Here is a 23992-nt window from a genome sequence, read left to right as displayed (position 1 = left end):
CTATTCCTGCTCTGGGTCACGCAAGTAATACCCTACTCCACGTCTAGTGACAATTAATGTAGGATGACTTGGATTATCTTCAATTTTTTCACGTAGACGACGTACTGTTACATCCACTGTACGTACATCTCCAAAATAGTCATAACCCCAAACTGTTTGCAATAAATGTTCACGTGTCATAACTTGACCTAAATGTTTTGCTAAATAATGTAATAGCTCAAATTCACGGTGTGTAAGCTCAATATTTTCCTCACGTTTCGTTACACTATACGCATTTGGATTGATAACAATTGGTCCAATAACCATTTCCGTATTTTCTTCTTTTTCTGCAGCACCACCTTGTTGATGGCGACGTAAATTCGCCTTCACGCGAGCAAGTAATTCCCTCGTACTAAATGGCTTCGTTACATAATCATCTGCCCCAAGCTCCAGACCTAATACTTTATCGATTTCAGAGTCTTTCGCTGTAAGCATAATAATTGGCATTTCTGAGCTTTTACGTATTTCACGGCAAACCTCTAAGCCATCCTTACCTGGTAGCATAATATCTAATAAAACCATATCTGGCTGTTCTTCAGTCGCTTTTTCAATCGCTTCATCACCATCATGCGCCATTACAATTTCAAAACCCTCTTTTTCTAGGTTGAACTTCAAAATATCCGCAATCGGCTTTTCATCATCAACTACTAAAATTTTCTTTCCCATCATCGTTTATTTCCTCCTTATAAAGTGAAGCTTTAATCAGCCCTCACCAATTGGGCTTTCACGGGCAGCCCTCCCTCCACCTAACTTCTTTGCTTTCGCTGAATTTTAAGGTGGAGGCCTTACTGCCCATTAAATAGCGGGGTACAAATATGGTCAATATCCCTAAACACATTGATGTCTACATAGTATGTCCCTATATGACCGCATCTTTTGCTTAAGTACTTTCTCCTCTATTCTCACAGACTCATGTATGATCCACTTTTACACGGAATCCTATACGATCTATAGAAAAACCTCTAGCTTCAACTGCTAGAGGCTCCTCATTCTATTTTAAAATAACTACTCAATTTTGTAAAATTACACAAATAAAAAGGATATTAAGTGGGCCCACTTAATATCCTGAGAGTGGCTCGGGACGGAATCGAACCGCCGACACGAGGATTTTCAGTCCTCTGCTCTACCGACTGAGCTACCGAGCCAAAACTATATATAAAACCACTAATGGTGGTATAAACAAAAGTGGCGGTCCCGACCGGGGTCGAACCGGCGATCTCCTGCGTGACAGGCAGGCATGTTAACCACTACACCACGGGACCAAAAATGAACATAAAAAAACATGACCCGTACGGGATTCGAACCCGTGTTACCGCCGTGAAAGGGCGGTGTCTTAACCACTTGACCAACGGGCCACGAAAAATAAAATGGTGAGCCATGAAGGACTCGAACCTTCGACCCTCTGATTAAAAGTCAGATGCTCTACCAACTGAGCTAATGGCTCATACTCACCAACGTCATATTTTCGTGACGACAAGATGTATCATAACATGTTTTATTTATTTTTTGCAATACCTTTTTTTATTTTTTATAAAAAACAAGAAAAAACTCATGCGGACATGAGTTTTTTCTTAAAAATATCAATTAAGCTTCGTATACGTTACGAACGATATTCGTTTGATTACGATCTGGTCCAACTGAGAACATAGATAATTGAATTCCTGTTAACTCAGAAACACGTTCTACGTATTTTCTTGCATTCTCAGGAAGTTCGTCTAATGATCTTACACCAGTAATATCTTCTGTCCAACCTGGAAGCTCTTCGTATACAGGCTCACATTTCGCTAAAATGTTTAAGTTTGCTGGAACTTCATCGATAACTTCGCCATTGTATTTGTAAGCAACACAAATTTTAAGAGTTGGAATACCAGTTAGAACGTCGATAGAGTTTAATGATAAATCTGTTAAACCACTAACACGACGCGCATGTCTTACAACAACGCTATCAAACCAACCTACGCGGCGTGGACGACCAGTTGTCGTTCCATACTCACGACCAACTTCACGAATTTGATGACCAATTTCGTCATGAAGCTCAGTAGGGAACGGACCATCACCTACGCGGCTTGTATATGCTTTACATACACCTACGACGCGAGTAACTTTTGCAGGGCCAACTCCAGTTCCAACTGTTACACCACCAGCAATTGGGTTAGAAGATGTAACGAACGGATACGTACCGTGGTCGATATCAAGCATAACACCTTGTGCACCTTCAAATAATACACGGTGATTATTATCTAATGCATCATTTAATACAACAGACGTATCACACACATATTGCGCGATTTGTTGTCCGTACTCGAAGTACTCTTCGAAGATTTCTTCTACACTGAAACCTTCTGTATCGTACATTTTTTCAAACAAACGATTTTTTTGTGCTAAATTGCGCTCAAGCTTCTCTTTAAATGCTTCACGGTCTAAAAGATCAGCCATACGAATACCAATACGAGCAGCTTTGTCCATGTATGCAGGACCGATACCTTTTTTCGTTGTACCGATTTTGTTATCACCTTTACTTGCTTCTTCTAACTCATCTTGTTTTAAGTGATAAGGCAAAATAACGTGCGCACGGTTACTTACACGTAAATTATCAGTACTTACACCACGATCGTGTAAGTATTTTAACTCTTCAAGCAATGCTTTCGGATCTACTACTAAGCCGTTTCCGATTACACAAATTTTCTCTTTATAGAAAATACCAGATGGAATTAAGTGTAATTTATATTTAACTCCGCCAAAAACAATTGTATGTCCTGCGTTATTTCCACCTTGATATCTTGCAACTACTTCCGCATGCTCAGAAAGAAAATCAGTGATTTTACCTTTTCCTTCGTCGCCCCATTGTGTTCCTACAACTACTACTGAAGACATTATTAAAGCACCTCCGCAATTTTCAAACGATCTATTCAAACAATATAATTGTACCAAAACCGAAAAAGAAGTCAACCAAAAAGCGAACATTTTTTTATCAAAAAACTTTTTCGTTCGTAAGAATTATATTTTCACACTATGAAAGCCTTATCTTTTCTATAAAAAAAAAGAAACACATCTTATTATAAGAAATGCGTTTCTTTTTTATACTATCGTTATGCCGGCGGCGCATGTCCATCTTCGAAACGACGTTCTAAGTTAACGAACTTATTGAACTCTTTAACGAATGCGAGCTCTACTGAGCCTACTGGACCATTACGCTGCTTTGCAATAATAATTTCAATCGTATTTTTATTTTCCGTTTCTCGGTCATAGTAATCTTCACGATATAGGAAAGCTACGATATCGGCATCCTGCTCGATACTTCCCGATTCACGAATATCAGACATCATCGGACGTTTATCTTGACGAGATTCTACACCACGAGATAACTGTGACAAGGCAATAACAGGAACTTGTAATTCACGCGCAATCCCTTTTAGTGTACGAGAAATCTCAGATACTTCCTGCTGACGGTTCTCTCCTGATTTCCCACTTCCCTGAATAAGCTGTAAGTAGTCAATCAAGATCATACCAAGACCCTGTTCTTGTTTTAATCTACGACATTTTGCTCGAATCTCATTTACTTTAATCCCCGGCGTATCATCAATATAAATACCAGCATTAGAAAGGCTACCCATTGCCATCGTTAATTTCGCCCAATCATCAGAAGTTAACGATCCGGTACGAAGTCTTTGTGCATCAATATTCCCTTCTGCACAAAGCATACGCATAACAAGCTGATCAGCACCCATCTCTAGACTAAAAATCGCTACATTTTCATCCGTTTTCGTCGCTACGTTTTGTGCGATATTTAATGAAAATGCCGTTTTACCTACCGACGGACGTGCCGCCACGATGATTAAATCATTTCGCTGGAACCCTGCCGTCATCTTATCTAATTCAGTAAATCCAGTTGGTATCCCGGTCACTTCACCTTTTTGATTATGCAAAAGTTCGATTTTATCGTAAGCATCTACAAGAACGTCTTTAATATTTTGGAATGCTTTCGCATTCGTCTGATGAGATACTTCTAATATTTTTTTCTCAGCCTCATTTAAAAGACCATCCACATCATCTTCTCTCTCATATCCATCAGACACAATATGAGTCGCCGTTCGAATTAAACGACGTAACAGTGCTTTTTCAGCGATGATTCTTGCATAATACTCTACGTTAGCAGCAGTCGGAACAACTTCTGCTAATTCTGCTAAGTAAGAAACCCCACCAACTTCTTCTAGTAATCCTTGATCAGCCATCGCTGACGTCATCATTACTAAGTCAATTGGCTCCCCCTTATCAGATAAACCAAGCATGACTTCAAAAATCTTTTGATGTTTCGTTCGATAAAATGAGTCAGGTACTAATAGTTCCGATGCTGATGTTAACGCATCCTGATCAATCAATATAGCACCTAAGACTGCCTGCTCAGCTTCTATATTATGCGGAGGGGTACGATCAGCCATTACATCACTCATACGCAATCCTCCTTGCTTAACTTAGTTTTATTGTTCACTAACATGAACTTTTACTGTTGCTGTTACTTGCGGATGCAATTTCACAGTAACGTTTGTATAGCCTAATGCACGAATTGCATCATCCATTTCAAATTTACGCTTATCAAGTTTAATATTGTGAGATTTTTGCATTGCATCTACGATTTGTTTACTTGTGATTGAACCGAATAGACGGCCGCCTTCTCCAGATTTAGCCTTTAATTCTACAGTTAATTTCTCTAACGTTTCTTTTAATTGTTTTGCATTTTCAAGCTCTGCTGCTGCATCTTTTTCTTCTTTGCGCTTTTGAGCTTCTAAAGTTTTCATACTGCTATTCGTCGCTTCAGCAGCTAATCCTTGTTTTAGTAAGAAGTTATTTGCATAACCATCTGGTACGTTTTTTACTTCCCCTTTTTTCCCTTTACCTTTTACGTCTTTTAGAAAAATTACTTTCATGATTGTGTGCCTCCCTGTAAATAGTCATCAATAACAAATCGAAGTTTCTCCTCAGCTTCATCTACTGTAACATTTTTCATTTGTGTGGCTGCATTCGTTAAATGCCCGCCACCACCTAAGTTTTCCATAATTAGCTGCACATTCACTTCACCTAAAGACCTGCCGCTAATTCCAATGAAATTCTCGCCACGTTTTGCAATAACAAATGATGCAATAATTCCTGTCATTGTTAATAATGTGTCCGCTGATTGCGCAATAAGCACTTGATCGTAGTAATCATCGCTATCAACTTTTGCAATCGCAATTCCATTTTTATAAATGTACGCATTTTTAATAGCTTTTGCAACCCGTAAATACTGATCCATATCTTCTTTTAAAAGCTCTTGTACAAGTACAGTATCTGCACCATGTGAGCGTAAATAAGAAGCAGCATCAAACGTACGAGCACCTGTCCGGAATGTAAAGCTTTTCGTATCAACAATAATACCTGCTAATAATGCTGTTGCTTCTAACATTGTCATTTTTAAATTTTTCGGTTGGTATTCAAGTAATTCCGTAACAAGTTCCGCCGTGGAAGAAGCGTATGGCTCCATGTAAACAAGCAATGGATCTTCAATAAAATCTTCTCCTCGGCGATGATGGTCAATAACAACTACATTTTCAATTTTGCGTAACAGCTTTTCTTCCATCACCATTGAAGGCTTATGCGTATCAACAACAACAAGTAATGAATCATCATTTGCAAATTCCATCGCTTGTTCTGGTGTAATAAAGTGAGACCATAACTCTTCATTTTGTTTCACTTTATCCATTAAACGCTTAATTCCCTTATCAGAATCATTTTCATCGAGCACAATATATCCTTTGCGCTCATTTAATTGCGCTACCTTTAAAATACCAATCGCAGCACCAATTGCGTCCATATCAGGAGCCCTATGCCCCATTATAATGACATTGCTACTTTCTAATACTAAATCCTTTAATGCATGCGAAATCACTCTGGCACGTACACGAGTACGTTTTTCCACCGGATTTGTCTTACCACCATAAAACTTAACTTTACCTGTCGCTTGTTTAATAGCTACTTGATCTCCACCACGCCCAAGCGCAAGGTCTAGACCTGATTGAGCCATCGCCCCAAGCTCGGATAAAGGTAAATCACCTGATCCAACACCTACACTTAATGTAAGTGGTATATTTCTTTTGGATGTTTCTTCACGTACTTGGTCTAAAATACTAAATTTCCCTTTCTCCATCTGCGCTAAAATACTTTCATTTAGTACAACGAAGAATCTTTCCGAAGATGCACGTTTTAAATATGCCCCATACTTAACGGCCCATTCATTTAGACGGGATGTCACAAGACTTGTTATATTCGTACGTAATTGATCATCTAATCCTTGTGTAACTTCATCATAATTATCTAAATAAATGACAGCTAAAACAGTACGTTGATCCTCGTACATCTTTTCAATCTCTGTTTGTTCTGTTACATCAAAGAAATAAATTAACTTTTCTTCTTTCCTTACAAAGACACGAAACTTTCGATTATTTAAAGAGACTATATCATCGGATGTTTCTCCCTTAATAAAAAGAAGTAACGTTTCTGATACATCATAAAGGTGCCATCCAGCTAATGCATGCTGCCCCAGACATGAAGATAAATAAGGATTTGCCCAATCAATCCCATAATCCTTATTGTATAACAAAATACCAATCGGCATCTGGTTAAATGCCTCATTACTCACTTTCTTTACCCTTGTAATCATATCTGTCGTATGTTTTTCAAAATTCTTTTGGAAAGTAAGTTCAAATCGTACAACAACAAAAAGAACGATACAAAAAATAAAGAAGGAGACTATCCCCATTAGTAAATGAAAATAACAGAGGATCGAAATGAGCACAAACACAAAAAATGCCAATACGTAAACAGGATATAAAAACCACTGTTTCTTATAAAATTCAGGCATGTATACAACTCCTATAAAGTAAAACTAACTTATCTTCCAGTTAGTAATACAGATTAAAATAGTATAAGGAATATTATTTTATCCTCCTATTTTAGAACGCAATGAAATCCCTAAATCAATTATACCTAAGATTGTCACAAGAGGAAACAGCATCGGGATAAACATGCAGGCGATAAAACTAATAATAGGAACCCCTTTCGTAAAACCTTTGCTATGCGCTAAAAAAGTGATAAACGTCAGGCCTTGCAGCACTAGTAATAAAGCAAATATGACATATAGGTTAGAAAATACCATATGTAAATATGATGTCGGTTCTACTTTTATAAAAGTTGATAGCAAAATAAATATAACGTAATACCAAACAATACTCTTTGGTAATTGTATATCTTTGAACTTAGGCCAAGGTATAACATCATGCTTTAGCTTTCTTAAAGCACTACCTGATATTATTATGGTAATCCAAGAAAGACATACAGAAACCATCACAAGTATACTCGGGAATACCGCTTGTAATATATCATTCATTTGTACAAATAACTCTTTTTGCTCTTTACTAATCGGCATATCAGCAACACTTGCTATCTTTTCACTTTGCACTATGCTTTTATTAAACATATTTTGTATTTGCTTTATAAAATCTATGTTAAAAAACTTTATACTGGCAACATAAATGAACATAATACTGATTAAGTATGCAAGTGAACCGGTTATTAAAATCTCCAATGGCTTTCTTTGTTTTTTATACATGCACCCTAAAACAATACCCATCAACCCAAATACGACCGTCTTTACTAGACCTATCGGCTGACTTACAAAAACAGCAATTAAAAATGCAGCCGTAAAAATTACAAATACATTCGATAATTTATATCTTATCGTTAACAATATAAATGGCAACGGCAACGCAAACGTTACAACTGTACCTAAAATCGGAACATACATAGATATAAACAATAACATTACATATATAGCCAACAACGCGGCTCCTTCAGTAATAAATCTCGCTTGCTTCACATTTTAACCTCTCTTTCAAAAAAGAAAAGCATAGCAAAATGCACAGTAGAGTCCGACTCTACTGTGCATTTCATACGCTATTATTCACCAACATATGGTAAAAGTGCCATTTGACGAGCACGTTTAATTGCAACTGTAAGTTTGCGTTGGTATTTTGCGCTTGTTCCTGTTACACGACGAGGTAAAATTTTACCACGCTCAGAAACGAAACGTTTTAATAAATCAACATCTTTATAATCGATGCGAGTGATGCCGTTAGCTGTGAAGAAACACACCTTACGACGTTTCGCACGTCCACCTTTGCGTCCTGCCATGTCTATTTCCCTCCATTCTTTGTTAAAACTAACAAATTTACTGTATTAGAACGGTAAATCGTCGTCGGAAATGTCGATCGGTTGACCTACATTTGAAAATGGATCGTCATTCTTCGTAAATCCAGAGTTTCCTTGGTTACCTTGGTTGCCTGAATTACTAGATTGACCAAATGGGTTAGAGCTTTGGTTACCGAAACCAGCTCCTGATGGTTGCTGATTAAATGAACCACGTTGCTCCCCACCGCCATTACGCGGCTCTAAAAATTGTACGCTTTCCGCAAGAACTTCTGTTACATATACACGTTTACCATCTTGTCCCTCGTAATTACGAGTTTGAAGACGCCCATCTACGCCTGCTAAGCTACCTTTTTTCAAATAATTTGCTACGTTTTCTGCTTGTTTACGCCATATTACACAATTAATAAAGTCAGCTTCACGCTCACCTTGTTGATTCGCAAATGCGCGATTCACAGCTAACGTAAAAGTAGCTACTGCAACACCATTGGGCGTGTAACGTAAGTCAGGGTCCTTAGTTAAACGACCAACGAGGATAACACGATTCATCAATCGAACCACTCTCCCTTATATATCAATTATTTTTCTTCTTCTTTAACAACGATATGACGAAGGATATCTTCGTTGATCTTAGCTAAACGATCGAATTCGTTAATCGCTTCTGCGTTAGCATTCACGTTTAAGATCATGTAGAAACCTTCACGTAAGTCGTTGATTTCGTAAGCTAAACGACGCTTACCCCACTCTTTCGTGTTAATGATTTCTGCACCATTGTTTGTTAAAACACCTGCAAAACGTTCAACTAAAGCTTTTTGAGCTTCTTCTTCAACGCCAGGACGAATGATGTACATAATTTCGTACTTTCTCATTACACTTTCACCTCCTTTTGGTCTAAACGGCCCGTAATGGGCAAGGAGCAATTAATTTATAGTAATTACTCACGAGTTTAGATTATATCATAGTAAGTTAGATGAATCAACTCACCCATACATAAAAAACTTGGCAAACACATAATATATTTGCCAAGTTCATATCTTTATTTTTCCTAGGAAATATTAAATTAAACGTTGAAACGGAAATGCATAACGTCTCCGTCTTTTACGATATACTCTTTTCCTTCTAAACGAACTTTACCAGCTTCTTTTGCAGCTGTCATAGAACCGTTTGTCATTAAGTCTTCGTAAGAAACTGTTTCTGCACGAATAAATCCACGCTCAAAGTCTGTATGAATTACGCCGGCACATTGTGGTGCTTTCATACCTTGTTTGAACGTCCATGCACGTACTTCTTGCACACCTGCTGTGAAGTAAGTAGCAAGTCCTAATAAATCATATGCAGCACGAATTAATTGATCTAAACCAGATTCCTCAATGCCCAGTTCTTCAAGGAAGACTTTTTTCTCTTCCTCGTCTAGCTCAGCAATTTCTGATTCGATTTTTGCACATACAACGATTACTTGAGAATTTTCATTTGCAGCAAATTCTTTTACCATTTGTACGTATTTGTTTTCAGAAGGATCGATAATATCGTCCTCACTTACGTTTGCTACGTATAACATTTCTTTCGTTGTCAATAAATGAAGACCTTTCACAATCTTCATTTGCTCTTCTGTAAATTCAACGGTACGAGCTGGTTTTCCCTCTTCGAAAGCTTCTTTTAAACGTACTAAAATTTCATGTTCATATACTGCTTCTTTATCTTTTTGTCTTGCTAATTTCGCAACACGTTCGATACGTTTATCAACTGATTCTAAATCGGCTAAGATTAGTTCTAGGTTGATTGTTTCAATATCATCAATTGGATCTACTTTCCCTGAAACGTGCGTAATATTTTCGTCTTCAAAACAACGAACAACTTGGCAAATTGCATCTACTTGGCGAATGTGAGATAAGAATTTATTTCCTAAACCTTCGCCTTTACTAGCACCTTTTACGATACCTGCAATATCAGTAAACTCAAATACAGTCGGAACAGTTTTTTTCGGTTCTACTAATTCCGTTAATTTATTTAAACGCTCATCTGGTACTTCTACAATTCCTACGTTTGGATCAATTGTACAGAATGGATAGTTTGCAGATTCTGCTCCTGCTTGTGTAATTGCATTAAATAAAGTGGACTTCCCTACGTTAGGTAATCCAACAATCCCAGCCGTTAATCCCATATTTTTCACTCCTATGTCTCAATCTTTCATCATTATAGATAGTAACGAAAAAAATGACAAGTTTCCTCCAAACGAAAAAAAGTAACAGCTACCCACTGCAACTGTTACTTTCTCTCTATTCTTCGTGCTTCACAAGTATTTTTTTCACCTTACGATCAAACTCTCTTCGAGGAATCATTACTGAATGGTCACATCCCTCGCACTTAATGCGGATATCCATTCCCATACGAATAATCTTCCAACGATTCTCCCCACATGGGTGGGCTTTCTTCATTTCCACAACATCATACAAGTTATACTGCTTTTGCTCCATTCTCCAAACCCCTCTCCATACTAAATTGCTTTTTCACTCACTAATTCTTCACGATTATATAAAACCATACGTGGATATGGAATTTCAATACCATGTAAATCTAGACGATTTTTAATTTCTTTACGAAGTGCCCTTGCAATAACTGCATGTTGCATTGGCTCTACTTCAGCAATAACACGTAGTATAACTTCTGAAGCAGCTAATGTTTGTACACCTAACAACTGAGGTGTTGTTACCATTTGTTCATACTTTGCAGGTAATTCCTCTAATAACTCTTCAATGACTTGCTCTGCTTTTGCAATATCCGCCTCATATGAAATAGATACATCCACAAATGCTACACTATTACTTACCGAGAAGTTCGTAACTTGAACAATACTTCCATTTGGTAAAGTATGAATTTCACCTGTCCAACTTTTTACTTTTGTTGTACGAAGTCCAATTTCTAAAACGACACCTTCAAACTGCCCAATTCTTACATAGTCACCTACTGAAAATTGATCTTCTAGCAAGATAAATAATCCTGTAATAACATCTTTCACTAAACTTTGAGCACCAAATCCGACTGCTAAACCAATTACCCCAGCACCGGCTAATAAACCTGATGCATTAATATCGAACACACCTAAAATCGCAATTAACATAATAAACATAACAACGTATGCCACAATATTTTCAAGTAACTTCGCTACTGTAACTGTACGACGTTCTGAAATTTGAATTGGCGAACGACTTCCCATACGAAACGCATTTCGTACAACCGCTCTTGCAATTCGTACTACAATTGCACCAATTGTTAAAATGATACATATTTTTAATGTCGCAATTCCAATATGAGCCCAACGATCAGCATCTAATAAATACTGTTTCGTAGCATTAAACCACTTCGTTAATAAATCCATGTACCTCTACCTCTCCAGCCAAAATTTCTTTTTAGTTATCCTTCTTATTGTATCAGAAGTCTCCTAATTGCTGAAAAAATTTTATGTCTTTAATTACATTTATTAACTTCCATGCAGGTATAAAATGGAACGAATATATATATACTAGTACTATTATTTCCGTTCTCACTTAAGTTTTACAGCAAATACGCACTTATAGTTTTCCATTTTACTCACCATATAACATATTTTGAAAATTTATTAAAAGGATGGGTGCTTCATGAATATTGGAAGTTTTCGCTTACCTTTTTTCGAAAAAGAAACTCAAAACGTTATGCACCAAGATTTAGAAGCCTCTGAGACAATTAGTAACTTCTTACTTTCCCACATCCCTATTAAGACTCATATACCAATTATTCTCGTTTGTATCGGAACAGATCGTTCTACAGGCGATGCACTCGGGCCATTAGTCGGTACGAAACTAGAACAAGTAGGAATTACAAACTTCCAAGTGTTCGGCACACTAGATGAACCAGTACATGCGCTAAATTTAGAAGAAAAAATTCAGAATATACAGAAAGATAATCCTACTTCATTTATCATTGCGGTTGATGCTTGTTTAGGAAAATCTCAAAGTATCGGTTCCATCACTACCGGAATGGGACCTAGTAAACCCGGAGCTGCGATGAATAAGAAATTACCAGCAGTTGGTGATTTACATATTCATGGCATCGTAAATCTAAATGGTTTTATGGAGTTTTTCGTCCTGCAAAATACAAGATTAAGTTTAGTTATGAAAATGGCTGATGTAATTGCACAAAGCATAAAAGAAACAGATCAAAAATTATCTGTATTAAAAAAAGCAAACCATCTATAAATAATAAGATGGTTTGCTTTTTAGTTTTGCTGCGCTAATAATTCTAAAATACGATTTAAATCTTCTTTATTGAAAAATTCAATTTCGATTTTACCTTTTTCCTTTTTTGTTTCTTTAATTTTTACCTCTGTGCCAAACTTTTCTCTTAAGAACGTTTCGCGTTCTACGAAAAATATGTTTCTCTCTTTTTTTACTTGTTTTGTTTCACGTGAAACGCGTTGATTAATCTCCTGAACAATTTTCTCTAATTGACGAACATTTAATCCTTCTTTTTCAATTCGTTTCAGTAAAGATTTCAACTGCTCTTCATCTTTTATCGTAAGTAAAGTTCTCCCATGAGCCATTGAAAGTTGACCGTTTGCAATCATATCTTGCACAAAAGAAGGGAGGCTTAATAATCGCGTATAGTTTGCAATGTAAGGTCTACTCTTACCAAGACGTTTTGCTAATTGTTCTTGCGTCACATTTAGCTCATTCATTAACATTTGATATGCCATTGCTTCTTCCATTGGATTTAAATCTTCTCGTTGTAAGTTTTCAAGCAATGCAAACTCCATCATTTGCTGCTCATTTAATTGTCTTACAACGGCAGGTACTTTTTCGAGTCCCGCCTCTTTAGCAGCACGATATCTTCTTTCACCTGCAACAATTTCATATCCTTTAATACTCTTTCTAGCAATTAATGGTTGTAATATGCCGTGCTCTTTAATAGAGGCCGATAATTCCTGAATCGCCTCTTTATTAAAGTGTTTACGTGGTTGATATGGATTCGGTCTTAATTCAGTTATCGTAATCTCCTGAATTGTCTCTTCTTCTTTCACATCTAAATCAGGAAAAAACACATTGATTCCTCTTCCTAATCCTTTAGCCACCTGCAATCACTTCCTCTGCTAAATCTATATATACTTCTGCCCCTCTTGATTTAGCGTCATACTGCATAATTGGTTTCCCATGACTTGGTGCTTCACTCAAACGAACATTACGAGGGATAATCGAACGGTATACTTTATCTCTAAAGTATTTTTTCACTTCATCTATAACCTGAATCCCTAAATTTGTACGGGCATCTAACATTGTTAGCAATACGCCTTGAATTGCTAGATTTTTATTTAAGTGCTTTTGCACAAGTCGAACTGTATTTAATAGCTGACTTAACCCTTCTAGTGCGTAATATTCGCATTGAACAGGAATAATAACAGAATCTGCTGCAGTTAATGCATTAATCGTTAATAACCCTAAGGACGGGGGACAGTCGATAATAATATAATCATATTCATCACGAACTGGCTGTAATGCCCTTTGCAAACGTACTTCCCGGGAAATAGTCGGTACCAATTCAATTTCAGCACCTGCTAATTGAATTGTAGCGGGTAGAACATCTAAGTTTTCAGTTGCGGTTTTCTGTATAACCCCTTGAACATCTGCATCTTCCACAAGAACATTGTAAATACATTGATCTAATTCGGATTTTTCAATTCCCACACCCGTCGTTGCATTTCCTTGAGCATCAATATCTACAAGAAGGACCTTTTTACCTACTTGTGCCAATCCAGCCCCTAAATTAACAGATGTTGTTGTTTTTCCAACGCCACCCTTTTGATTGGCTATAGCAATGATTTTTCCCATGATGTCACCTACTTTCAACCTTTCTATCTTATTCTAGTAACAATTACGTTTATTGTAACATGAAATAAAAGTTTTTCTTTTACGTCCTTATTAAACTTCAAAATTTATTTGTAAACTCCTTCTTCATCTAACAAGAAAATATAGTAAAAGAGACCTATCCAATAGGATCAGGTCTCTAACACGCCATTATTATTTTTTCTTCGGAATTTGAATTGTAATTTGATAGTACTCGTCAAACTCTTCTTCCTCAGAATTAACATTTAAACCACTGTCAGCAACCATTTGTAATGACTGCCTAATTGTATTCATGGCAATTCTCGTATCTCGACTTACTGCTTTTTGCTTTGCCTTACGCTTCGGTTTTGCTTCCTCTAGTAATTTCGCAATTCGTTCCTCTGTTTGCTTTACATTCAGTTGTTTCTCCACAATTTCCTGTAAAACCTTCAGTTGTAATTCCTCATTCTTTAAAGGGATGAGCGCACGGGCATGGCGTTCTGTAATACTTTTTTCTAATAACGCATTTTTTATTTCTTCAGGCAACTTTAACAATCGCAACTTATTTGCGATTGTGGATTGTCCTTTTCCAAGTCTTTGTGCCAATGCTTCTTGCGTTAAATTATGTAACTCAATTAGCTTTTGATATGCCACAGCTTCCTCGATTGCTGTTAGTTCCTCACGTTGCAAGTTTTCAATTAAAGCCACAGAAGCTGTTTCTGTATCATTTAAGTTTTTTATAATTGCAGGAACCTTTTCCCACCCTAACTTTGTTGCTGCACGGAAACGCCTTTCTCCAGCAATAATCTCGTACTTCTCATCCTCATATTGCCTCACAACAATTGGCTGAATAAGTCCGTGTGTACGAATCGTTAATGCTAGTTCCTCAATACGCGCGTCATCAAAAACTGTTCGTGGTTGATAACGGTTAGGGGTAATATTTACTATCGGAATTTCTTGTATTTCTTCATATACCTTTTTATCTATTTCTTCATGGCTTTCGTCTTGTAATTCGAATTCGCTCTCTTTATCTCCAAAGCCAAATAAACGAGAAAACGTATTTTTCATACATATTCCACCACCTTTAGGCCTATTGACTATTCTCCATAAAATGTTTCCTATGAAACATTTACGTTTTCATTTATATAATTTAATCTTACGTCTAATAAGATTTATTTTTCAATAGGTAATTTATTGGGTGTTCCCGGTTTGCGTGGATATTTCTTTGGTGTCTTGCGCTTTTTCTCGATTAATAAAATATTACGTTCACTTTCTTCAAACGGTAATTGGAACGTAGACATTTCTTTTAAATCCCCGCCTAGCACCTCTAAAGCATACTTGCCATTTTCAATTTCTTCATTTGCTGCAGCACCTTTCATTGCAATGAATGTTCCCCCAACTTTTACAAGTGGTAAACACAGCTCACTTAATACTGAAAGACGTGCGACTGCACGTGCCATTACAATGTCGTACGCTTCACGTACACCTTCTTTTTTTCCAAATGTTTCAGCACGATCATGACAAAACGCGACGTCACTCAATTCCAACTTTTGTGCTAAATGATTTAAGAAATTAATACGTTTTTGCAATGAGTCTACAATCGTCACTTTTAAATGCGGGAAACAGATTTTTAAAGGAATACTTGGGAATCCAGCTCCTGCGCCAACATCACAAATTGAGAATGGTTTTGAAAAATCGTAATAAAAAGCAGCTGTAATGGAATCAAAAAAGTGTTTTAAATATACTTCCTCTTTTTCCGTAATAGCCGTTAAATTCATTTTTTCATTCCATTCTACTAATGTTTCGAAGTAGATTTCGAACTGCTCTAACTGTCTAGAAGAGAGGGTGATACCCTTCTCTTCTAGCATAGATTGAAATTGTTCTATGTTCATCTAACAATATCTCCTTACTATTTATTGGTTCGATACTCGCGCAATTTTTCCTTGTTCAATATACACAAGTAAAATGGAAATGTCTGCTGGATTTACGCCCGATATACGTGAAGCCTGCCCCACTGAAAGTGGACGAACATCTTTCAATTTCTGTCTAGCTTCTGATGCAAGGCTAGAAATCGCATCATAATCAATATCGACAGGAATTTTTTTACTTTCCATCTTCTTCATACGCTCTACTTGCTGTAAAGATTTTTCGATATATCCTTCGTACTTAATCTGAATTTCAACTTGTTCTGTAACTTCATCACTTAATTCTACTTCACTTGGTACTAAAAGATGGATATGCTCATATGTCATCTCTGGACGACGTAATAAGTCACTTGCACGTATTCCATCTTTCAATTCACTTCCACCAATATTGCGAATTAATTCTTGAACTTCAGGACGTGGTTTAATAATAATGCTACTTAAACGTTCCTTTTCCTGTTCAATTTGTAATTTTTTATTTGTAAATCGCTCATAGCGTTCTTCTTTAATTAATCCAATTTCATGACCAATTTCAGTTAAACGAAGATCCGCATTATCATGGCGTAATAATAGACGATACTCTGCACGAGACGTTAATAAACGATATGGTTCATTCGTCCCTTTCGTTACAAGATCATCAATTAAGACACCAATATAAGCATCCTCACGACCTAAAATCACTTCTTTTTTACCTAAAGAACGACATGCTGCATTAATTCCGGCCATAAGCCCTTGTCCTGCTGCCTCTTCATAACCAGAAGTTCCGTTAATTTGTCCTGCTGTATATAAATTTTTAATTTTTTTCGTTTCAAGTGTTGGCCATAGTTGCGTTGGCACAATTGCATCATATTCAATTGCATAACCTGTACGCATCATTTCAACATTTTCTAGACCAGGGATTGTTCTAAGCATATCACGCTGTACGTCTTCTGGTAAGCTTGTGGATAAACCTTGTACGTACACTTCTTGTGTGTTACGTCCTTCTGGCTCTAAGAAAATTTGATGACGTGGTTTATCATTAAACCTTACTACCTTGTCTTCAATTGAAGGACAATATCTAGGACCTGTTCCCTTAATCATACCAGAATACATAGCTGAGCGATGTAGGTTTTCATCTATTAAACGATGTGTTTCCGTACTCGTATACGTTAACCAACATGGAATTTGATCCATAATAAACTTTGTCGTTTCAAAAGAGAAAGCTCGTGGCTTATCATCACCTGGCTGAATTTCTGTTTTACTATAATCAATCGTATTACTATTTACGCGCGGAGGTGTACCTGTTTTAAATCTAACAAGATCAAATCCAAGCTCCTCTAAATGTTCCGATAAAGTAATAGATGGTTGTTGATTATTTGGACCACTCGAATATTTTAAATCTCCCATAATAATCTCACCACGTAAAAACGTTCCAGTCGTAATTACGACTGTCTTTGCTGTATATTCAGCACCACCTTGCGTAATTACCCCTTTACATTCGCCGTCTTCAACGATTAAACGCTCTACCATTCCTTGGAATAACGTTAAGTTTGGTGTTTCTTCAATTGTTTTCTTTAATTCATGCTGGTAAGAGAACTTATCTGCTTGTGCTCGAAGTGCGCGTACAGCTGGCCCTTTACCTGTATTTAACATACGCATTTGAATATGCGTTTTATCAATGTTGCGTCCCATTTCTCCGCCTAATGCATCAATTTCACGAACAACAATCCCTTTTGCTGGTCCACCAACAGAAGGGTTACATGGCATAAACGCTACCATATCTAAGTTAATTGTTAACATTAATGTTTTGGAGCCCATTCGTGCTGCCGCAAGACCAGCTTCACATCCTGCATGACCTGCACCGATTACTATGACATCGTATGAACCGGCATTGTATCCCATTGTTTATTCCTCCTAATAATCTCTATCTTTCTGAAACATCACTATATTATTTTCCTAAACAAAATTGAGAGAACAACTGGTCAATTAAGCTTTCATGAACGGTGTCACCAGTAATTTCACCAAGTATTTCCCACGTTCTTGTTAAATCAATCTGCACCATATCAATTGGAACACCATTTTCTATCGCCTCAATTGCATCTCCAATTGTTTTTCCTGCTTGTGTTAATAATCCAATATGTCTCGCGTTAGAAACATATGTTACATCTGCGGAATCAATTGTTCCTTCAAAGAATAAATCAGCGATTGCCGTTTCAAGCTCATCTATTCCCTGTTCCTCAATTAACGACGTTGTAATAACACGATTTCCCTCTGCCAATTCTATAACACGTTCCATATCAATTGCTTGCGGTAAATCTGTCTTATTTACAATAACAATGAAATCTTTTCCTTGTACGGCACGGAATAGATCTTCGTCCTCATTCGTTAAAGCTTCGCTATAATTAACGACAACTAACACTAAATCAGCTTGACTCATCATTTCTTTTGAACGCTCTACACCAATTCGTTCAACAACATCTTCTGTTTCACGAATTCCGGCCGTATCTATAAGTTTAAGTGGTACACCACGCACATTAACGTACTCTTCAATAACATCACGAGTTGTTCCTGCAATATCAGTTACAATTGCCTTTTTCTCCTGAACGAGACTATTTAATAGCGATGATTTCCCAACATTAGGTCTACCGATGATTGCAGTAGCAATACCTTCACGTAAAATCTTTCCTTGCTTTGATGTTTCTAATATTTTTGCAATTTCAGCACGAACATGTGTAGCTTTCTCAATTAAAATATTATGTGTCATTTCTTCCACATCATCATATTCCGGGTAATCTATGTTTACCTCAACATGAGCTAACGTTTCTAATATATCCTGACGCAGACGGCCGATTAATTTAGATAATCGTCCCTCCATTTGATTAATCGCTACGTTCATTGCACGATCTGTTTTTGCACGGATTAAGTCCATAACAGCTTCTGCTTGTGATAAATCAATACGGCCATTTAAAAAAGCACGTTTTGTAAATTCACCAGGCTCCGCTAATCTTACCCCTTGCGCTAAAATAAGCTGTAATACTTTGTTTACCGAAACAAGTCCACCATGACAGTTAATTTCTACTATATTTTCACGTGTAAAAGTCCTTGGTGCACGCATAATGGACACCATTACTTCTTCAATAACCTGATTTGTATCTAAATCAACAATATGACCATAATGAATTGTATGAGAAGGAACCTCTGTTAAATCCTTCCCTTTAAAAATACGATTAACTTTTTCAACCGCATCATCCCCACTTACTCGAACAATGGCAATTGCACCCTCTCCAAGCGCTGTGGAAATCGCGGCAATTGTATCAAATTCCATGTCCTTTCACCTCACTTGCTTATTTATCTCTATTTCAACATGATTATTTTCTTCACTAAATTATTAGAATACCATAACGAACCTATCTACAAAAGAATAATAACTCATTTTATTATGTCCTCATGTAAAAAACACTAAACTTATTCACAGTGGATAAGTTTAGTGTTTTTAGTTATCCACACCTATTTTTCCCTCAAAAAAACCGGCACTCAATTGAGTAACCGGTCACTTGGAAGATATTACAACATGTCGATGTGGTTCTTTTCCTTCAGAAGTTGTAATGATATTTTGATGATTAGATAATGCTTGGTGGATAATCTTTCGTTCAAAAGATGGCATAGGCTCCAATACAACTCTTTTTTTCGTACTTACCACTTGTTTTGCTAATCGATAAGAAAGTGCTTCTAACGTAGCTTTTCTTTTACTACGATAATTTTCAGCATCTAATGTGATACCAATGTACTGCTTCGTATTACGATTCGCCACAAGTTTTGTTAAATACTGTAAAGAATTCAAGGTGTTTCCTCTTTTCCCAATTAAAACACCTACATTTTCGCCGTAAATTGTAAATTCAACTTCTCGTCCTTTTACAATTTTACTAATCTCAGCTTCCACACCCATATCGTGAATAACATTTTTTAAATATTCTTCACATTCTTGAATTGGATCTTTCTTCAATACAACTTCTACTACTGCAGGTCGGTTCCCAAATAAACCTAAGAACCCTCTCTTACCCTCATCGATAATATTTATATCTACTCGGTCTTTTGAAACATTTAATTGCCTTAAAGCATCCTGTACTGCCAGCTCGACTGTTTGTCCTTTAGCAGTAATTATACTCACTTGCTTGATCCTCCTGCCTTACTAGCCTTAATTTCCGGCCCTTTGATCAAGTACATTTGAGCGATACCAAAGATATTACCAACAACCCAGTAAAGTGATAATGCAGCTGGGAAGTTAATTGCAAAGATTAAAATCATGATTGGCATTAACCAAATCATCATTGCCATTTGCGGATTTTGACCAGCAGTTCCTGCCATAGCAAGTTTTTGCTGAATAAATGTCGTAATTGCTGCAACAACCGGTAAAATATATAACGGATCTGCTTGTCCTAAGTCGAACCATAAGAATGTATGCTTACTAATTTCTGATGTTCTCATAATCGCATGGTAAAACGCGAATAAAATAGGCATCTGAACAAAGATTGGTAAACATCCTGCTAATGGATTTACACCATTTTTTTGATACAACTGCATCATTTCTTGTTGTAGTTTTTGCTGCGTTGCTTGATCTTTAGAACTATATTTCTCTTTTAACTTCACCATTTCTGGTTGTAACGCTTGCATTGCTTTCGTACTCTTCGTTTGTTTAATCATTAATGGTAATAATGCAAAACGAATAATAAGAGTTGTAACAACAATCGCTAAACCGTAATTACTACCAAATAAGTTGGCAAAATACGTAATTAACTGAGAAAGCGGGTATACGAAGTATTCATTCCAAATTCCAGTGCTTTTTGGTGTAATTGGCTGATTTACTTCACTACAGCCAGCAGTAATCGCCATTAATGCAACAACCATGGCTAGTAAACCTAATTTCTTTTTCAAAGCCTACTCCTCCTTGTATCGGTATGTATATAGTGTAATTCATTTCCTTACGCTACTTTTTTATTCTTTTCATACCAGAGCGTTTAAAGACATGAATTAAGCTTTTCTTCAATTCTTCATATGTCATCTCTGCACAAGGCTTCCTTGCTATTATAACAAAATCTTTTCCAGAATCTATCTCATCTTTTAATTCTGTGATCGACTGGCGAATCATACGTTTAATTCGGTTACGAACTACTGCATTTCCTATTTTCTTGCTGACAGAAAGGCCAATACGAAAGTTTGGCTGCTCTTCTTTATCTAGTTGATACACAACAAATTGACGATTCGCAGTCGATTTTCCTTTTTGAAAAACCGTCTGGAATTCATCATTCTTTTTTATACGATGTTTTTTCTTCATATCAATTGACACTCCTGTAGTTCATCAGCGGAAATTCACTATTATTAGAAAAAAAGACCACTGAACGATCAGTGGTCTACGCAGATAATACTTTTCTTCCTTTACGACGACGAGCTGCTAGCACTTTACGTCCGTTCGCTGTGCTCATACGGCTGCGGAAACCATGTACTTTGCTGCGCTTACGTTTATTTGGTTGGTAAGTTCTTTTCATTATATGACACCTCCCTGAGGAATATCTGTTAAAGACAGTCTTATAAATTATAGTTAATCAACTAGGAAAATGTCAATGGTTCTAGAAATTTTCATCAAATATTCATTTTGAACCTATTCACATACTTTTTCACAGACGCTATATTTCCTTGTGGATAAATGTTTTTTTCTGTTTTTTATATCCACAAACCCTTTTCGTACTTTTACACAGTATATCGTGTTGTGGACAAGTTTATTCCACAAGGTATTGATTTTGTGGATAACTTTCTTAATTTCATTGCTATAGCTACTTTTTTTTGATATTATAGTTGTGTTTTCACTTTGAATAAGTTTTCCACATCTTTATCTTATCCACAATTTGTGTATAACATGTGGACAGTTTTAATCACATGTGGGTAAATGATTATCCACATTTACTTTTTTTGTCGAAAACCCTATCTCATATACAAACGACGTTTTTAGGTTTTAAAATACGTTTCGTATAAATATACATTTTATATTTATTTAGGTTGTACATTTGTTGCGCAACCTTATTCTTTTACCATCTTAGTAAAGGAGGGACACCTTTGGAAAACATCTCTGATTTATGGAACAGCGCCTTAAAAGAACTAGAAAAAAAGGTCAGTAAACCAAGTTATGAAACATGGTTAAAATCAACGACCGCACATAATTTAAAGAAAGATGTATTAACAATTACGGCTCCAAATGAATTCGCCCGCGATTGGCTAGAATCTCATTATTCAGAGCTAATTTCAGAAACACTTTATGATTTAACAGGGGCAAAATTAGCTATTCGCTTTATTATTCCCCAAAGTCAAACTGAAGAGGAGATTGATCTTCCTCCTTCTAAACCGAATTCAGCACAAGATGATTCTAATCATTTACCACAGAGTATGCTAAATCCAAAATATACGTTTGATACGTTTGTTATTGGCTCTGGTAACCGTTTTGCTCACGCTGCTTCATTGGCCGTAGCCGAAGCGCCAGCTAAAGCATATAATCCCCTCTTTATTTATGGGGGAGTTGGACTTGGAAAGACCCATTTAATGCATGCAATTGGTCATTATGTAATTGAACATAACCCAAATGCCAAAGTTGTATATTTATCATCAGAAAAATTTACAAATGAATTCATTAATTCTATTCGTGATAATAAAGCTGTCGATTTTCGTAATAAATACCGCAATGTGGATGTTTTATTGATAGATGATATTCAATTTTTAGCGGGAAAAGAACAAACTCAAGAAGAGTTTTTCCATACATTCAATGCATTACACGAAGAAAGTAAACAAATTGTAATTTCCAGTGATCGGCCACCAAAAGAAATTCCAACTTTAGAAGATCGTCTTCGTTCTCGCTTTGAATGGGGACTCATTACAGATATTACGCCACCAGATTTAGAAACGCGGATTGCAATTTTGCGCAAAAAGGCAAAGGCTGAAGGACTTGATATACCAAATGAGGTCATGCTTTATATTGCAAATCAAATCGATTCAAATATTCGTGAACTAGAAGGTGCACTCATCCGAGTTGTAGCTTATTCATCTTTAATTAACAAAGATATTAATGCTGATTTAGCAGCCGAAGCACTTAAAGATATTATTCCAAATTCTAAACCAAAAATTATCTCCATTTATGATATTCAAAAAGCTGTCGGAGATGTTTATCAAGTAAAATTGGAAGATTTCAAGGCGAAAAAGCGAACGAAATCAGTTGCCTTCCCTCGCCAAATTGCAATGTATTTATCACGTGAACTGACAGACTCCTCCTTACCTAAAATAGGTGAAGAATTCGGTGGACGTGATCATACAACAGTTATCCATGCTCATGAAAAAATTTCTAAGCTACTTAAGACGGATACGCAATTACAAAAGCAAGTTGAAGAAATTAACGATATTTTAAAGTAGTAGCTGAATAGTGTGAATAACTTTCCTTGTTTTACGCACAGTCTATCCACATGTAGATAGACTGTTTTTACATCCTTTAACAGGGTTATCCACATATCCACAAGCCCTATTACTATTACTACTATTTTTTATCTTTATTAATTAAATAAAATCTTATACTTACCGGAGGTTTTTCTTTATGCGTTTTACAATACAAAAAGACTATCTTGTAAGAAGTGTACAAGATGTAATGAAGGCTGTTTCTTCTCGTACAACAATTCCGATCCTTACGGGAATTAAAGTTGTCGCTACGGAAGAAGGAGTTACATTAACAGGAAGCGATGCTGATATTTCAATTGAATCTTTCATTCCAGTTGAAGAGAATGGAAAAGAAATCGTAGAAGTGAATCAATCAGGAAGTATTGTTTTACAGGCTAAATATTTTAGTGAAATTGTAAAGAAGTTGCCTAAAGAAACTGTAGAAATTTCTGTGGAAAATCATTTGATGACAAAAATAACTTCTGGAAAATCAGA

24 protein-coding genes, 4 tRNA genes and 1 pseudogene are annotated in these 23992 nt (G+C 36.4%); 3 read left to right on the top strand and 26 right to left on the bottom strand.

The features are described 5' to 3' along the window. The 16 genes from walR to QCI73_RS00070 all read right to left on the bottom strand — a co-directional run bounded on the left by walR (nucleotide 1) and on the right by QCI73_RS00070 (nucleotide 11653). The gene (walR, locus tag QCI73_RS00145; protein WP_000971872.1) at nucleotides 1-708 is read right to left on the bottom strand and encodes a cell wall metabolism DNA-binding response regulator WalR; all 708 of its coding nucleotides are present in this window, start codon (nucleotides 706-708) and stop codon (nucleotides 1-3) included. 403 nt (nucleotides 709-1111) lie between these two features. After that, nucleotides 1112-1184 (bottom strand) — tRNA-Phe (locus QCI73_RS00140). A gap of 41 nt (nucleotides 1185-1225) precedes the next feature. Beyond that, nucleotides 1226-1301, bottom strand: a tRNA-Asp gene (locus QCI73_RS00135). Nucleotides 1302-1322: 21 nt separating this feature from the next. After that, a tRNA-Glu gene (locus tag QCI73_RS00130) sits at nucleotides 1323-1394 on the bottom strand. 13 nt (nucleotides 1395-1407) lie between these two features. Continuing rightward, nucleotides 1408-1483: transfer RNA gene (locus QCI73_RS00125), tRNA-Lys, on the bottom strand. 140 nt (nucleotides 1484-1623) lie between these two features. Further along, nucleotides 1624-2913, bottom strand: a complete 1290-nt coding sequence (locus QCI73_RS00120; protein ID WP_000100224.1) for an adenylosuccinate synthase — start codon at nucleotides 2911-2913, stop codon at nucleotides 1624-1626. Between the two features lie 215 nt (nucleotides 2914-3128). Then, the gene (gene dnaB / locus QCI73_RS00115) at nucleotides 3129-4490 is read right to left on the bottom strand and encodes a replicative DNA helicase (RefSeq protein ID WP_001286244.1); all 1362 of its coding nucleotides are present in this window, start codon (nucleotides 4488-4490) and stop codon (nucleotides 3129-3131) included. 27 nt (nucleotides 4491-4517) lie between these two features. After that, nucleotides 4518-4964, bottom strand: a complete 447-nt coding sequence (gene rplI, locus QCI73_RS00110) for a 50S ribosomal protein L9 (protein ID WP_000864231.1) — start codon at nucleotides 4962-4964, stop codon at nucleotides 4518-4520. After that, nucleotides 4961-6934, bottom strand: coding sequence for a DHH family phosphoesterase (locus QCI73_RS00105; protein ID WP_001113897.1), 1974 nt, complete (start codon nucleotides 6932-6934; stop codon nucleotides 4961-4963). Before QCI73_RS00105 ends, rplI begins: the two co-directional genes overlap by 4 nt. A gap of 78 nt (nucleotides 6935-7012) precedes the next feature. Further along, entirely contained in the window at nucleotides 7013-7948 is a 936-nt protein-coding gene (locus QCI73_RS00100) for a YybS family protein (RefSeq protein WP_353822313.1), read from the bottom strand. An 80-nt stretch (nucleotides 7949-8028) separates the two neighbouring features. Beyond that, nucleotides 8029-8262: a 30S ribosomal protein S18 gene (rpsR, locus tag QCI73_RS00095; protein WP_000918873.1), complete on the bottom strand. Its 234-nt coding sequence runs from the start codon at nucleotides 8260-8262 to the stop codon at nucleotides 8029-8031. Nucleotides 8263-8307: 45 nt separating this feature from the next. Further along, on the bottom strand, nucleotides 8308-8829 hold the full coding sequence (ssb, locus tag QCI73_RS00090) for a single-stranded DNA-binding protein (protein ID WP_000981967.1): 522 nt from the start codon (nucleotides 8827-8829) through the stop codon (nucleotides 8308-8310). Between the two features lie 26 nt (nucleotides 8830-8855). Further along, complete coding sequence (rpsF, locus tag QCI73_RS00085; protein WP_001233779.1) at nucleotides 8856-9146, bottom strand: 30S ribosomal protein S6; 291 nt, start codon at nucleotides 9144-9146, stop codon at nucleotides 8856-8858. A 191-nt stretch (nucleotides 9147-9337) separates the two neighbouring features. After that, nucleotides 9338-10438, bottom strand: a complete 1101-nt coding sequence (gene ychF, locus QCI73_RS00080; protein WP_327923330.1) for a redox-regulated ATPase YchF — start codon at nucleotides 10436-10438, stop codon at nucleotides 9338-9340. Between the two features lie 115 nt (nucleotides 10439-10553). Then, complete coding sequence (locus QCI73_RS00075; protein ID WP_000436051.1) at nucleotides 10554-10751, bottom strand: DUF951 domain-containing protein; 198 nt, start codon at nucleotides 10749-10751, stop codon at nucleotides 10554-10556. A gap of 20 nt (nucleotides 10752-10771) precedes the next feature. After that, a complete protein-coding gene (locus QCI73_RS00070) occupies nucleotides 10772-11653 on the bottom strand; it encodes a mechanosensitive ion channel family protein (RefSeq protein ID WP_138320638.1) in 882 nt (293 codons plus the stop codon). A 259-nt stretch (nucleotides 11654-11912) separates the two neighbouring features. Between QCI73_RS00070 and yyaC the strand changes: the two genes are divergently transcribed. After that, complete coding sequence (yyaC, locus tag QCI73_RS00065) at nucleotides 11913-12509, top strand: spore protease YyaC (RefSeq protein WP_001020729.1); 597 nt, start codon at nucleotides 11913-11915, stop codon at nucleotides 12507-12509. Nucleotides 12510-12529: 20 nt separating this feature from the next. Here the strand turns inward: yyaC and spo0J are convergent, their stop codons facing one another. From spo0J to rpmH, 10 genes are all read right to left on the bottom strand, one after another. Further along, nucleotides 12530-13381, bottom strand: coding sequence for a stage 0 sporulation protein Spo0J (gene spo0J / locus QCI73_RS00060; protein ID WP_001051838.1), 852 nt, complete (start codon nucleotides 13379-13381; stop codon nucleotides 12530-12532). Next, on the bottom strand, nucleotides 13374-14135 hold the full coding sequence (gene soj, locus QCI73_RS00055; protein WP_000516114.1) for a sporulation initiation inhibitor protein Soj: 762 nt from the start codon (nucleotides 14133-14135) through the stop codon (nucleotides 13374-13376). Before soj ends, spo0J begins: the two co-directional genes overlap by 8 nt. 189 nt (nucleotides 14136-14324) lie before the next feature. Beyond that, a complete protein-coding gene (gene noc, locus QCI73_RS00050; protein WP_000799029.1) occupies nucleotides 14325-15197 on the bottom strand; it encodes a nucleoid occlusion protein in 873 nt (290 codons plus the stop codon). 104 nt (nucleotides 15198-15301) lie between these two features. After that, on the bottom strand, nucleotides 15302-16021 hold the full coding sequence (gene rsmG, locus QCI73_RS00045) for a 16S rRNA (guanine(527)-N(7))-methyltransferase RsmG (protein ID WP_001019621.1): 720 nt from the start codon (nucleotides 16019-16021) through the stop codon (nucleotides 15302-15304). 21 nt (nucleotides 16022-16042) lie between these two features. Further along, nucleotides 16043-17932, bottom strand: a complete 1890-nt coding sequence (mnmG, locus tag QCI73_RS00040) for a tRNA uridine-5-carboxymethylaminomethyl(34) synthesis enzyme MnmG (RefSeq protein WP_353822312.1) — start codon at nucleotides 17930-17932, stop codon at nucleotides 16043-16045. Nucleotides 17933-17978: 46 nt separating this feature from the next. Beyond that, nucleotides 17979-19355 (bottom strand): tRNA uridine-5-carboxymethylaminomethyl(34) synthesis GTPase MnmE, encoded by a 1377-nt coding sequence (gene mnmE / locus QCI73_RS00035; protein ID WP_000393775.1) that lies wholly within the window; start codon nucleotides 19353-19355, stop codon nucleotides 17979-17981. A 225-nt stretch (nucleotides 19356-19580) separates the two neighbouring features. Next, a complete protein-coding gene (gene jag, locus QCI73_RS00030) occupies nucleotides 19581-20198 on the bottom strand; it encodes an RNA-binding cell elongation regulator Jag/EloR (protein WP_000022804.1) in 618 nt (205 codons plus the stop codon). Next, entirely contained in the window at nucleotides 20195-20962 is a 768-nt protein-coding gene (gene spoIIIJ / locus QCI73_RS00025) for a YidC family membrane integrase SpoIIIJ (protein ID WP_000727745.1), read from the bottom strand. The genes jag and spoIIIJ overlap by 4 nt, the downstream gene beginning before the upstream one ends. A 52-nt stretch (nucleotides 20963-21014) precedes the next feature. Then, entirely contained in the window at nucleotides 21015-21362 is a 348-nt protein-coding gene (gene rnpA / locus QCI73_RS00020) for a ribonuclease P protein component (RefSeq protein ID WP_000726629.1), read from the bottom strand. Nucleotides 21363-21438: 76 nt separating this feature from the next. After that, on the bottom strand, nucleotides 21439-21573 hold the full coding sequence (rpmH, locus tag QCI73_RS00015) for a 50S ribosomal protein L34 (RefSeq protein ID WP_000831901.1): 135 nt from the start codon (nucleotides 21571-21573) through the stop codon (nucleotides 21439-21441). A gap of 565 nt (nucleotides 21574-22138) precedes the next feature. Here rpmH and dnaA point away from each other — a divergent pair. Continuing rightward, nucleotides 22139-23479: a chromosomal replication initiator protein DnaA gene (gene dnaA / locus QCI73_RS00010; protein ID WP_098668528.1), complete on the top strand. Its 1341-nt coding sequence runs from the start codon at nucleotides 22139-22141 to the stop codon at nucleotides 23477-23479. Nucleotides 23480-23657: 178 nt separating this feature from the next. Beyond that, nucleotides 23658-23992, top strand: a pseudogene (locus tag QCI73_RS00005) (DNA polymerase III subunit beta); the annotation flags it as partial.

This window comes from Bacillus cereus group sp. MG16 (genome assembly GCF_040459875.1).
In the GTDB taxonomy this organism is placed as follows: domain Bacteria; phylum Bacillota; class Bacilli; order Bacillales; family Bacillaceae_G; genus Bacillus_A; species Bacillus_A paranthracis.
The sequence above is the reverse complement of the archived record's forward strand: the minus strand, read 5'-3'. Positions and strand labels throughout refer to the sequence as shown.

Coding starts and splice junctions, on each gene's coding strand:
- rpsF (WP_001233779.1), bottom strand. CDS start 9,146: ATGAGAAAGTACGAAATTATGTACATCATTCGTCCTGGCGTTGAAGAA.
- QCI73_RS00075 (WP_000436051.1), bottom strand. CDS start 10,751: ATGGAGCAAAAGCAGTATAACTTGTATGATGTTGTGGAAATGAAGAAA.
- QCI73_RS00105 (WP_001113897.1), bottom strand. CDS start 6,934: ATGCCTGAATTTTATAAGAAACAGTGGTTTTTATATCCTGTTTACGTA.
- mnmG (WP_353822312.1), bottom strand. CDS start 17,932: ATGGGATACAATGCCGGTTCATACGATGTCATAGTAATCGGTGCAGGT.
- rplI (WP_000864231.1), bottom strand. CDS start 4,964: ATGAAAGTAATTTTTCTAAAAGACGTAAAAGGTAAAGGGAAAAAAGGG.
- QCI73_RS00070 (WP_138320638.1), bottom strand. CDS start 11,653: ATGGATTTATTAACGAAGTGGTTTAATGCTACGAAACAGTATTTATTA.
- mnmE (WP_000393775.1), bottom strand. CDS start 19,355: ATGGAATTTGATACAATTGCCGCGATTTCCACAGCGCTTGGAGAGGGT.
- soj (WP_000516114.1), bottom strand. CDS start 14,135: ATGGGAAAAATCATTGCTATAGCCAATCAAAAGGGTGGCGTTGGAAAA.
- rpsR (WP_000918873.1), bottom strand. CDS start 8,262: ATGGCAGGACGCAAAGGTGGACGTGCGAAACGTCGTAAGGTGTGTTTC.
- QCI73_RS00120 (WP_000100224.1), bottom strand. CDS start 2,913: ATGTCTTCAGTAGTAGTTGTAGGAACACAATGGGGCGACGAAGGAAAA.
- noc (WP_000799029.1), bottom strand. CDS start 15,197: ATGAAAAATACGTTTTCTCGTTTATTTGGCTTTGGAGATAAAGAGAGC.
- dnaB (WP_001286244.1), bottom strand. CDS start 4,490: ATGAGTGATGTAATGGCTGATCGTACCCCTCCGCATAATATAGAAGCT.
- rsmG (WP_001019621.1), bottom strand. CDS start 16,021: ATGAACATAGAACAATTTCAATCTATGCTAGAAGAGAAGGGTATCACC.
- yyaC (WP_001020729.1), top strand. CDS start 11,913: ATGAATATTGGAAGTTTTCGCTTACCTTTTTTCGAAAAAGAAACTCAA.
- rnpA (WP_000726629.1), bottom strand. CDS start 21,362: ATGAAGAAAAAACATCGTATAAAAAAGAATGATGAATTCCAGACGGTT.
- walR (WP_000971872.1), bottom strand. CDS start 708: ATGATGGGAAAGAAAATTTTAGTAGTTGATGATGAAAAGCCGATTGCG.
- rpmH (WP_000831901.1), bottom strand. CDS start 21,573: ATGAAAAGAACTTACCAACCAAATAAACGTAAGCGCAGCAAAGTACAT.
- ychF (WP_327923330.1), bottom strand. CDS start 10,438: ATGGGATTAACGGCTGGGATTGTTGGATTACCTAACGTAGGGAAGTCC.